Genomic DNA, 10,507 nt, shown 5'->3' on the forward strand with positions numbered 1-10,507 from the left:
TATACCTGTCATTGCTTAGGGGGTCAAATCGCAGCGCTTCCCCTTAGACACAATTCTGCGCTAAACGAATAGCGATACTCTCTTCTGCTTCACTGTATTCAATCACTAGTTCGCGACGCTTTAATGCCTGATGGCAACGAGCAACTGCATGCTTTAGCGCTTCACTATCGAGCTCACCAAAGCCGCCGTCTTCAACTTGGGCAAACAAGTATTCTTTAATTAAGTTATCGACGGTTTCGCTGGGTAGTTGTTGCAGCGATTCATAAGGTACAAGCATGGTTGGCCTTCAGCAGTTGTAAAAAAGACAGCACACGTTTTTCAAGATAAAAACTGGGCTGCCATGGGGTGCCGCCATCAATAAAACCTACGTGGCCCCCAAAGGAGTGAAGCTCATATTCTACTTGGTTAGCTAACTGAGCGTTAGTGGGTATCACTTCTTGCCCCATAAAAGGATCATCTTTGGCATGCATCACTAAAGTGGGGGTGTTAATCGCTTTTAAATAATGAAGGGCACTGGATTGCTGGTAATAATCATCGGCGCCTTTAAAGCCATGCAGGGGCGCGGTTATCTCATCATCAAACTGATAAAAACTAGTGAGCATATTAAGTTGGCTGGCCTTAATTGCATGGGGGTGCAGGCTGAGTTTTTGCTGGGTTTTAATCCGTAACCGCTTAAGTAAATGCGCTTGATATACTTGTGAAAATCCGCGGGTTAAACGCTTAGCGCAAGAGGCTAGTTGCAGCGGCGCCGATACCACCACGGCGCGCGTGATTTGGCTATTGCCGCCACTCTCACCAAGGTATTTAGCCAGCATGTTACCGCCAAGGGAGTAACCACAGGCATAAATGGGGGCATGGTTAGTTTCGCCGGCAATATGCACTAAACTTTGGCGTAAATCCGCCGTATCGCCACTGTGGTAACTGCGAGCAAGGCGGTTCATTTCGCCAGAGCAACTGCGGTGATGGTGCACTAGTGCGCATAGTCCCAGCTGTTGGCAGTGATGCAGCATACGCTTGATATAGTGAGATTGGCTGCTGCCTTCAAGCCCATGAATTAACAGCAATACTCCTTGGTGGCGCTGTTGATAGTTGAGCCAGTCTACATCAATAAAATCACCATCAGATAATTCCAAGCGTTGCCGCCACAAAGGCACGTCTTTATAGCGGCTAAATACCGGCAATATGGTTTGTAAATGCGGGTTTCTCGCCCACCAAGGCGGGTTATAGACAGTCGTCATGAATTCAACTTTGGTCTGAGGTGTTTGTCATGGCTTGTTTAATAATCAAACATGTGTTTAATTATTAAACACATGGCCGCGAAGTTGTTAATTATCAGCACTGATTCATGCGAGTCTGTGCTTGGTTTCTTATCTAAGTGACTAAATTAACTGCTTAATATGAAAGATAGATTCAAGTTACTTAATGCATGTAACTCAAGGCTAAGTCATCAGTGCAGTCGCTTAGCTGATAGCTTAACTGATTGATACCATGGTGCAACATAGCAGGCGCCCATTGCCAGCATAAATAGTTGAGTCAGCAGCCAGAGTGAAGCTAGCTCGCCGGAGTCAGGATGAAACGACGTACATTTTTGATGGGAGCAGGGGTTGCTACGATAGCGGCCGGCGCGGGCGTTGGTGGTTATCTCGTCCTGCACAATCGCGATATAGATCAGCAATACGATCTGGTGTGGCTGACCTTTATGCCGGTTATTCTGGAAGGCGCTTTACCTAATATGCCTGAACCTCAAAAGATGGCGCTTAATCGCACTCTGGACTCCATTCATGCCACTATCAGTGTCTTGCCACTAACGCAGCAGGATGAATTAGCTAGCCTATTATGGGCGCTCAATAACCGTTTAAGCTTGTGGCTACTGACAGGTTCTGTGACTCCGTTAATCATGCGTGAGCCTAGTAGTCTGGCACAAGTGCTTGAAAGTTGGCGACTTGCGTCTATGGATGTGCAAGTTCAAGCCTATCTCGGCCTTAAAGATGTGATCTTAGCTAGTTTCTATGCACTGCCAGAGCACTGGGCTGGGCTTGGCTATAAAAAGCCGCAGTTGTTAACCCCTGACGCCACGGAGGCCAAATGAGCATAGTGGATCCTATGGTGGTAGGGATTGCGGCGGGCTGGTCGCATACTGATGGCAGTCAATTAACCAGTAATCAGCGCTTTGAAGCTGATGTTATTATTATTGGCTCTGGCGCGGGTGGCGGCACTGCCGCTGAGATTTTAGCGAAACGTGGGTTATCGGTTATTTTAGTGGAAGGCGGCGCGCTCAAGACTTCGCAAGATTTCAGTATGGAAGAGCGTACGGCTTACCCCAATCTTTATCATCAAGCGGCAGCAATGAAGACTAAAGATAAAGCCATTGGTATTTTCCAAGGACGCAGTGTTGGCGGCTCAACCACAGTCAATTGGACCACCTCCATTCGCACCCCAGACTTAACCTTAGAATATTGGCAGGCGCACAAGGGCGTAAAACTTTCCGCGCAAAGCTTGCTGCCTTGGTTTGAAACCATGGAGCAGCGCTTACATATCAGTGAATGGCCCGTGCCACCTAACCCAAATAATGCGGCGCTGCAGCGCGGCTGCGAGCAATTAGGTTGGCAATTTACTCGAATTAAACGCAACGTTCTTGGGTGTTGGAACTCTGGCTATTGCGGTATGGGCTGCCCAGTCAATGCCAAGCAATCTATGTTAGTCACTACCATTCCCGCAGCATTATCCTTAGGGGCAAGCTTATTAAGCCGTGTAAAAGCGGTTGAGCTGGTTGTTAAGCAAGATAAAATAAGCGCGATTAAAGCTCAGGCCTTAAATGAAAGCCTGCAACCCACTGGCATAGAAGTTGAGCTGGTGGGGCGACATTACATTTTAAGCGGTGGCTCAATTCATACGCCGCACTTAATGATGCGATCGCAAGTGCCCGATCCTTATCAATTGCTAGGTAAGCGTATCTTCTTGCATCCCACCTTATTAAGCGGCGCTATTTTTGATGAAAATATTCAAGCCCATAGCGGCGCGCCGCAAACTATCTATTCCGATCAATTTGTATGGCGTGATGGCGCTGATGGAGAGCTTGGCTACAAGCTTGAGGTGCCACCCGTGCACCCAATCTTAATTGCCTCTAAAACCATAGGTTACGGGGTAAGCCATGCCGAATTGATGGCGCAATTTAATCACTTACAAGTGACCATAGCCTTAGTGCGCGATGGCTTTAATCGCGATAGTCAAGGTGGGCAAATGCAGCTCACCGACTCAGGATTTGAGCTTGATTATCAGTTAACCCCTGCATTTTGGCAGGCAGCGCGCCACGCTTATTTGAGCATGGCGGAATTGCAGTTTGCAGCAGGCGCTAAAAAAGTATTACCCATCAATGATGGTATGAGTTACTTATCTTCGTGGGCAGAGGCCAAAGCCGCAATAACCAAGATGCCATTGCAACCCTTAAAAACCATAGTGGCCTCGGCTCATGTGATGGGGGGCTGCGCTTTTGGGGAGGAGAAGCGTAATGCCATGGTCAGTAGTGATGGCCGCAGCCATTACCTTGAGAACTTATCTGTCATGGATGGCTCAATATTCCCAACTAGCCTTGGGGCCAATCCGCAATTAAGCATTTATGCAATCACAGCAAGAAACGCTAATTTATTGGCCGATGAGCTTAGCAATGTGAGCTGATCTCGCCATGAAAATTTGCGCTAAAAAACAGTTAATGGCAGTTTTCCGAATTAACGCTTACAGCCAAATATCAACGGGATGATGGCGACGATTGGCCTGTTGGCGCTGCTCGTAATAAGGGCGGCGCTTGAGTGGGCGTTGGCGCCTTTCTTCGCAGTAGCGCTTATCACACACATAAGTGTCATCTATGACTATGGTTTCATGAACCCTACGTCCTTGTCGGTAGGATTGGAGTTTTATCATAGGGGCTGCGTTAGTGATCTTTGTGATTGTGAGTGATGTTGGCAACTGTAATCAGCTTAGCTATACGCTCAAGGGCTGGCAAATTTTGCTGTTGCTCAATATCGGTGGCTGAAATACAGGCATCGGTAACTACATGGACAGTAAAGTCGCGATCATGAGCTTCGCGCGCCGTACTTTGTATGGCCATTTGCAGGGAAACCCCAGTCAAATAAATATCAGTGACCTTAGCTAGGTTTAACAAGAGTGCGAGCTCAGTTTGATAAAAGGCATTGACGCGGCGCTTAACCACTATGGCTTCATGGGCTAACGGGGCGACTTTAGGGTGAAACTCACAGCCCCAACTCGAGAGTGTTAATGCGCCATGGGTTATGGCGCTGCTAAACAGCGGCGAGTTGGCAGCCACTTCGCGGTAATCATCACTAAAGCCAACGCGAACATGGATGACGGTCCAATCATGCTGCCTTGCAAAGGACAGTAATTTTGCCACGCACTTGAGGGATTGATGTTGCTGCTCATACTGGCAAAATGCACTCGACATCTTGCCATTAGGGTCAAGCATTTCATTGATTAAATCGATAACCACTAAGGCTTTATGACTAGCGCTGCTATTACGGCTTTGGCTGAGGCTGGGCATAGGTTAACTCCACTCACAAACGTGGCATAAGCTTAGTTGTTATTGCCCAACTTAGGTATTGATTGGCCGAGTTGCTTTACCCTAGTTTGAATACTCTTATTTAGGTTTGAATACTTCTATTTAGGCTTGAATGCTTCTATTCTGGCTTGAACACCCCGATGACGGCGCCACTGGCTTGTTTAGTCACTTTAGCGTCGGTTTGTTGGTCGCGGTAATCGCATTCAGTGCATTCCACGGTTTCAATGCCATGCTCTTTGAATAATAAAATCGAGTCTTGCGCCTGACACTTAGGGCAGCGAGCGCCAGCCACGAAGCGTTTTTTTATTTTTGTCATTGGTTATCCCTACCATTACTCTTATCAGGTTGCCATTGTGCGAGCACAAGCCAACATAGTCAATTTAACTCACATGCGGTACACTCAGAGCCCATTTTAGTCGTCATAGCGGTTGACCCAGTTACATGATCACAGTATCTCAAGCACAACTTATTCGAGGCAGTAAAGTGTTGCTCGATGAGGCTAACCTCACTATTTATCCAGGTCATAAAATCGGATTAGTGGGTGCCAACGGCACAGGTAAATCTTCATTGTTGGCCTTGCTGAGTGGCACCATTAGCTTGGATAAAGGCGAAGTACGAGTGCCACAGCAATGGGCGTTAGCGCAAGTGGCGCAGGAAACCCCAGCGCTTGATAAACCGGCTCTTGAATACGTACTTGATGGCGATCATGAATTTCGTCAATTAGAAAGCGAGCTCGCTGCGGCTGAAGCTGCCAACAATGGCCACAGCATAGCTGAACTTCATGGCAAACTAGATGCCATTGGCGGTTACAGTATCCGCGCGCGCGCAGGTAGCTTATTGGCCGGCCTTGGCTTTAAAGAGTCAGAACAAAGCCAACCCGTTAAATCCTTTTCCGGTGGTTGGCGGATGCGGCTGAACTTAGCTCAAGCCTTGTTATGTCGCTCAGACTTGTTACTCCTTGATGAACCGACCAACCACTTGGACTTAGATACCATGTACTGGTTGGAAAACTGGATTAAAGCCTATCAAGGCACCTTAGTCCTAATCAGTCATGATCGCGATTTTATCGATGAAATTGTTGATGAAATTGTGCATGTCGAGCATCAAAAACTCAATTTTTACAAAGGCAATTACAGTGCCTTTGAGCGCATTCGTGCTGAGCGTATGGCGCAGCAACAAGTGGCATTTGAGCGCCAGCAAAAAGAGCGCGCGCATATGCAATCCTTTGTTGACCGTTTCCGTTACAAAGCCAGTAAAGCTAAGCAAGCCCAGAGCCGCTTAAAAGCCTTAGAAAGAATGGCTGAGTTACTGCCATCGAAAGCCGATAGTCCGTTTTATATGAGCTTTCGTGAACCCGATGCCTTGCCAAATCCATTAGTAGTCATGGAGCAAGTGAGCGTAGGCTATGGTGACACGCCAATTCTTAGCAAGGTGCATTTAAATCTGGTACCAGGTTCACGTATTGGTTTACTTGGTCGCAATGGCGCCGGTAAATCGACCTTAATCAAATTGTTATCTGAGCAGTTACCACCGCAAAGTGGTGTGTATGAGCCTAATCCTGGACTTAAAATCGGCTACTTTGCGCAGCATCAAATCGAATTCTTATCATTAGATGATTCGCCGCTGCAGCACTTAGTACGGTTAGCGCCTTTAGCCCGTGAGCAAGAATTACGGGATTTCTTAGGCGGCTTTGGATTTGTGGGCGATATGGCGCTGGCACCCGTGCGACCCTTCTCGGGCGGTGAAAAAGCGCGCTTAGTGTTGGCCCTGCTGGTATGGCAGCGCCCGAATTTGCTGCTGCTCGATGAGCCTACCAACCATTTAGACTTAGAAATGCGTCATGCATTAACTATGGCGCTGCAAGATTTTAGTGGTGCTATGGTGGTGGTATCTCACGATCGTCATTTACTGCGACTCACCTGTAGCGATTATTATTTAGTAGATAATGGCCAAGTGGCGGCGTTTGATGGTGACTTAGAGGATTATCATCAGTGGTTATTAGAAGTTAATAAGCCAGTGCTTGAAGGCGGCGCTAACGGTGATAAAGCCAGCGTTGATAAAAAGCAGCAAAAACGCTTAGAAGCTGAGCTGCGTCAAAAGTTATCTCCTTTTAAAAAGCAGCAAGCCAAACTTGAGCAAACCCAAACGAGTTTGCAGCAAAAATTGGCGGCCTTAGAGCTGCAATTAACGGATTTAACCTTATACGATGAGGCTAACAAGACCAAATTAACTCAGGTGCTTAACGATAGAAACACCTTAGGCCAAGCGCTGGAAGACAGCGAAATGCAGTGGCTTGAGTTACAAGAAAGCATTGATGAATTAGAAATGAGCTGCTAATTCATGAGCCGCGCTAAGGATACCGTTACAGATATGGATGCTGGCGCTGCTGTTAATGCCCAAGCGACAACTGCGCTACATACTTCGCTAAATAGTGCGGCGCTTTGGCAAGATTGTGATTTGCTTTATGCCAAGTTGCAGCCTTTATGCCTGCAATTGCAACAGCAGCATGGCGTGTGCGTTAACTTGCTCTTGCTGGCTTATTGGTGTGATGAGCATGGATTGGGATTAACCCCCATGCAGTGGCAGCAATTGCAGCTTGATGTAAAAGCTTGGGAAGATGTCTTGTTATTGCCGTTTCGCGGGCTGCGCCAATCAAGTAAATGCTTGCTAGAAACGGATGAATATCAGCAGATGTTGGCGCTAGAATTGATGCTTGAGCGTAAATCGCAGCGACATATTTTAGTGCTGATTAAGCAGATGGATGGGTTGGTGGCTAGCGATAAGCACACTGCTCTGGCAACCAATCAGGGCGCTAATCAAAGCATGGATCCGAGCGCAAATAAGAGCCAAGCCAATCTAAGCCATTACTTAGGGCTTTTTGGGCTCGCGCCGCAGCAATTCTCTCAATTAGCCATGCCTTAACTCTTGGCTCACAAATAATAAGCCCTTGAAGATTCAAGGGCTTAATTTTATTACTAATTATTGCTAGATAAGTAACCGTTATAGACCGCGCAGTTGAATGCGGCGCAAGAACTCAGTGACTACTCTGTCATAGAGTAAATCACCTAAAAATAAGTCTTCAACCTTGCTATCAATGCTAGGGTTATCATTAACTTCAATGACATAAGCTTTGCCATTTCTTTCTTTAACATCCACCCCGTAAAGACCAGAACCAATAAGGTTAGCCGCCTTGAGGGCTGCATCTATCACAGCTTTTGGTGTTTGCTTGATGTCCACACAATCAAAATCACCGGATGAGACTTTACCGCTTTGATGATGCTGATAAATTTGCCAGTGACCCCGGCTCATAAAATAGCGACAGACAAAGATAGGCTGACGATTGAGTATGCCGACTCGCCAGTCAAAATCTGTGGGTAGGAATTCTTGGGCTAAAATCAGGGCGCTTTGCTCACCAATGCGTTGGCACTGCTGATAGAGCTCTTCGCTGCTTTTAACCTTAGTTACGCCCACTGAGAATGCGCCATCAGGAATTTTAAGCACCATAGGAAAGCCTATGGTTTGCTCGGCGTGGGCAATGGATGGCAGCGACTTAGCGCGGATAATCGCGCTTTGCGGCATAGGTACTTTTTGTTGATTTAATAACTCAGTTAAAAACACCTTATTGGTACATTTCATAATGGACTCAGGATCGTCCATGACGACTAACCCGAGGTTTTCGGCCGCTTTAGCAAAGCGATAAGTGAAATTACCAATATTGGTGGTGGCCCGAATAAATAAACCATCAAACTCACCTAGACGGGAAATGTCTTGGGGGCCTATGACTTCCATGCTCATGCCGAGGCGATTAGCCGCTTTAACAAAGCGCTTAATTGCTTGGGGGTCTGAGGGCGGGAATTTTTCCTCCGGATCGATTAATACAGCCACGTCATAGCGGTACTTGCGATTAAGAGATTTACTGCGCCACACCTTAGTGGAAAATTGCTCGAGAGATTCGGCAAAGAAGGTTTGCTCAGCATCATTGAGATCTTGAAAGGCAAAGCTATTGAGTTGATTTAACTGCCAGCGGCCATTGACCTTAGTGAGCTTGACATCCAGTACCGGCACCATGAATTTTTCAAATAATTGGCGCGCAACTTTCTCAAAGCCAGGTAACTGGGTCTTGCCAAAGAAGATTTTACCGCTGATCTCGGCTTGGGCACTGAAGTGCTTATCCAAATCTTGCTGACGGAAATTAATCAGCATAGGTTGAGCCAAATCATTGATGGTCATGACTCGCGGCATGATCCTGTGGCCACGAGCCTCAGCCAGTAGCGAGCAGTAATAACCATTACTCATGTATTGATAGCTGCGACAGAGATTTAACACGGATGTCGCTTTGTGCTGTAAATTGGCGCCTGACTCTAAATATTGCTCAACCGTCATCACTTGGTCTGAGTGAAAATAGTCTTGCCATTGCCTATCGTCGTCAATGACCACAACTATATTTGCCATGTGACTTACCCTCCTGTGGTACTTTTATCACAATTCAGTTTTAATATTCCAACGGCCCTTAAGAGCACCCCATATGGATATTCGTGTTGCTACTCCTGAAGATTTACCCGCCTTACTGCAATTAGAGCAGCAAGTATTTGTCTCAGATCTCATCACTTCACGGCAAATGAAACGCTTTATTAGCTCTAGCCAAAGTTTGTTATTAGTGATGGAAGTCGATAACCAACTGGCAGGTTATGCCTTACTTCTGTTTCATCGCGGAACCCAACTTAGCCGGATTTACTCGATTGCCATTAGCCCTCATTTTCAGGGCCGCGGCTATGCCAAAGCATTGTTAGCTAAGGTTGAGCATGCAGCTGTAAACCAAGGTTATATTACGATAAGACTTGAGGTTAGAGAAGATAATATCTCGGCTAAGACCTTATATCAGCAACTAGGTTATAAATCATTGAAAACCTTAGTTCATTATTATGATGACCTAGCCAGCGGTGTGCGTTTACAAAAGCGTTTAGGTGCGCCATCCCCTAAGCAATTATTAACTTTGCCCTTATATGTGCAAACCACGCCATTTACCTGCGGGGCGGCATGTTTATTGATGGCATTTGCCTATTTGCGCTCATCTTTTAAGCCAAGTCGCAATGAAGAAATTCAGTTATGGCGTGAAGCTACCACCATCTATATGGCGGCAGGACATGGCGGTTGTAGTGGTCGCGGGTTAGCGTTAGCCGCCCATAAGCGCGGTTTTAATGTCGAATTATTTAGCCGTGCTGATGGCGTACCTTTTATTGATAGCGTGCGCTCGCAAGACAAAAAAGATGTGATTACCTTAGTGCACGATAATTTTGATAGCCAATTGCGTGAGGCCAAGGTTGCCATTCATGAATCTGTGCCCACTATCGCCATGTTAGAAACCTGGATAGCCGAAGGCGCTTGTGTCTTGATGCTGATAAGCACCTATCGCTTTAACGGCAATAAAGAGCCCCACTGGATTATTTTATCGGGCATGAGTGAGTTGTTCTTTTACTTCCATGACCCCGAAGTTCAGCACGCTGATGCTAGTGTTGGCGCCAGTTTCGTGCCTATTAATAAATCCGCCATTAACCAAATCATGGGCTTTGGTAAGCAAAAGCATGTGGCTTGTGTGGTGGTGCGCCCTGAGGCTAAATCTTAACCTTGGTCAAGTAATCGATGCGCTAGCTATCATAGCGCGTTCGCAGCCTCACTGAATTAACGGTTAACGCCATGAATGTAATGGCTCAGTTTTCGCGCCTGTATCAAATATGTTGAGGCTAATATTTAGTGAGATATTTAGTGAGATATTTAGTGAGATGTTTAGTTAGGTGTTTAGTGTGATATTTTGCACTTCTTATCATTGAACAGATAATAATTCAAACGTTTATTTTGGAATTGTCATTTTGTCATTAGGGAGACTGTTTAGTCGCTCTGATGAATAACAATGGCAATAAGCAGGTCACTATTTGTAGG

11 protein-coding genes are annotated in these 10,507 nt (G+C 46.4%); 5 read left to right on the forward strand and 6 right to left on the reverse strand.

Annotation, left to right across the window (positions count from 1 at the left end; all coding sequences use genetic code 11):
- Nucleotides 1–43 precede the first annotated feature (43 nt).
- Together AC1HDP_RS16085 and AC1HDP_RS16090 are read right to left on the reverse strand one after the other, a co-directional pair.
- Nucleotides 44–277, reverse strand: coding sequence for a YheU family protein (locus AC1HDP_RS16085; RefSeq protein WP_479639515.1), 234 nt, complete (start codon nt 275–277; stop codon nt 44–46).
- Nucleotides 261–1,238, reverse strand: coding sequence for a hydrolase (locus AC1HDP_RS16090; RefSeq protein WP_479639516.1), 978 nt, complete (start codon nt 1,236–1,238; stop codon nt 261–263). The genes AC1HDP_RS16085 and AC1HDP_RS16090 overlap by 17 nt, the downstream gene beginning before the upstream one ends.
- Nucleotides 1,239–1,570: 332 nt before the next feature.
- Between AC1HDP_RS16090 and AC1HDP_RS16095 the strand changes: the two genes are divergently transcribed.
- Both AC1HDP_RS16095 and AC1HDP_RS16100 read left to right on the forward strand, forming a co-directional pair.
- Entirely contained in the window at nt 1,571–2,089 is a 519-nt protein-coding gene (locus tag AC1HDP_RS16095) for a TAT leader-containing periplasmic protein (protein ID WP_479639517.1), read from the forward strand.
- Nucleotides 2,086–3,675, forward strand: coding sequence for a GMC family oxidoreductase (locus AC1HDP_RS16100; protein WP_479639518.1), 1,590 nt, complete (start codon nt 2,086–2,088; stop codon nt 3,673–3,675). The genes AC1HDP_RS16095 and AC1HDP_RS16100 overlap by 4 nt, the downstream gene beginning before the upstream one ends.
- A gap of 57 nt (nt 3,676–3,732) precedes the next feature.
- Here the strand turns inward: AC1HDP_RS16100 and AC1HDP_RS16105 are convergent, their stop codons facing one another.
- The 3 genes from AC1HDP_RS16105 to AC1HDP_RS16115 all read right to left on the reverse strand — a co-directional run bounded on the left by AC1HDP_RS16105 (nt 3,733) and on the right by AC1HDP_RS16115 (nt 4,886).
- Nucleotides 3,733–3,918 carry a hypothetical protein gene (locus AC1HDP_RS16105; protein ID WP_140931049.1) on the reverse strand — a complete coding sequence of 62 codons (186 nt, stop codon included), beginning with the start codon at nt 3,916–3,918 and terminating at the stop codon, nt 3,733–3,735.
- 10 nt (nt 3,919–3,928) lie between these two features.
- On the reverse strand, nt 3,929–4,552 hold the full coding sequence (locus AC1HDP_RS16110; protein WP_479639519.1) for a cysteine hydrolase family protein: 624 nt from the start codon (nt 4,550–4,552) through the stop codon (nt 3,929–3,931).
- A gap of 136 nt (nt 4,553–4,688) precedes the next feature.
- Nucleotides 4,689–4,886: a YheV family putative zinc ribbon protein gene (locus tag AC1HDP_RS16115; RefSeq protein WP_140931053.1), complete on the reverse strand. Its 198-nt coding sequence runs from the start codon at nt 4,884–4,886 to the stop codon at nt 4,689–4,691.
- A gap of 125 nt (nt 4,887–5,011) precedes the next feature.
- Here AC1HDP_RS16115 and AC1HDP_RS16120 point away from each other — a divergent pair, with 125 nt between their 5' ends.
- Both AC1HDP_RS16120 and AC1HDP_RS16125 read left to right on the forward strand, forming a co-directional pair.
- The gene (locus AC1HDP_RS16120) at nt 5,012–6,907 is read left to right on the forward strand and encodes an ABC transporter ATP-binding protein (protein WP_479639520.1); all 1,896 of its coding nucleotides are present in this window, start codon (nt 5,012–5,014) and stop codon (nt 6,905–6,907) included.
- Between the two features lie 3 nt (nt 6,908–6,910).
- Complete coding sequence (locus AC1HDP_RS16125; protein ID WP_479639521.1) at nt 6,911–7,492, forward strand: DUF2390 domain-containing protein; 582 nt, start codon at nt 6,911–6,913, stop codon at nt 7,490–7,492.
- A 78-nt stretch (nt 7,493–7,570) separates the two neighbouring features.
- Here the strand turns inward: AC1HDP_RS16125 and AC1HDP_RS16130 are convergent, their stop codons facing one another.
- The gene (locus tag AC1HDP_RS16130; RefSeq protein WP_479639522.1) at nt 7,571–9,022 is read right to left on the reverse strand and encodes a RimK family protein; all 1,452 of its coding nucleotides are present in this window, start codon (nt 9,020–9,022) and stop codon (nt 7,571–7,573) included.
- Between the two features lie 73 nt (nt 9,023–9,095).
- Between AC1HDP_RS16130 and AC1HDP_RS16135 the strand changes: the two genes are divergently transcribed.
- Nucleotides 9,096–10,193 carry a peptidase C39 family protein gene (locus tag AC1HDP_RS16135; protein WP_479639523.1) on the forward strand — a complete coding sequence of 366 codons (1,098 nt, stop codon included), beginning with the start codon at nt 9,096–9,098 and terminating at the stop codon, nt 10,191–10,193.
- Nucleotides 10,194–10,507 lie beyond the last annotated feature (314 nt).

It is taken from the genome of Shewanella sp. ISS20 (assembly GCF_056522965.1).

What these genes read in the sequence shown, in the direction of transcription:
- AC1HDP_RS16085 (WP_479639515.1), bottom strand. Translation starts at nt 277, where the DNA reads ATGCTTGTACCTTATGAATCGCTGCAACAACTACCCAGCGAAACCGTC.
- AC1HDP_RS16090 (WP_479639516.1), bottom strand. Translation starts at nt 1,238, where the DNA reads ATGACGACTGTCTATAACCCGCCTTGGTGGGCGAGAAACCCGCATTTA.
- AC1HDP_RS16095 (WP_479639517.1), top strand. Translation starts at nt 1,571, where the DNA reads ATGAAACGACGTACATTTTTGATGGGAGCAGGGGTTGCTACGATAGCG.
- AC1HDP_RS16100 (WP_479639518.1), top strand. Translation starts at nt 2,086, where the DNA reads ATGAGCATAGTGGATCCTATGGTGGTAGGGATTGCGGCGGGCTGGTCG.
- AC1HDP_RS16105 (WP_140931049.1), bottom strand. Translation starts at nt 3,918, where the DNA reads ATGATAAAACTCCAATCCTACCGACAAGGACGTAGGGTTCATGAAACC.
- AC1HDP_RS16110 (WP_479639519.1), bottom strand. Translation starts at nt 4,552, where the DNA reads ATGCCCAGCCTCAGCCAAAGCCGTAATAGCAGCGCTAGTCATAAAGCC.
- AC1HDP_RS16115 (WP_140931053.1), bottom strand. Translation starts at nt 4,886, where the DNA reads ATGACAAAAATAAAAAAACGCTTCGTGGCTGGCGCTCGCTGCCCTAAG.
- AC1HDP_RS16120 (WP_479639520.1), top strand. Translation starts at nt 5,012, where the DNA reads ATGATCACAGTATCTCAAGCACAACTTATTCGAGGCAGTAAAGTGTTG.
- AC1HDP_RS16125 (WP_479639521.1), top strand. Translation starts at nt 6,911, where the DNA reads ATGAGCCGCGCTAAGGATACCGTTACAGATATGGATGCTGGCGCTGCT.
- AC1HDP_RS16130 (WP_479639522.1), bottom strand. Translation starts at nt 9,022, where the DNA reads ATGGCAAATATAGTTGTGGTCATTGACGACGATAGGCAATGGCAAGAC.
- AC1HDP_RS16135 (WP_479639523.1), top strand. Translation starts at nt 9,096, where the DNA reads ATGGATATTCGTGTTGCTACTCCTGAAGATTTACCCGCCTTACTGCAA.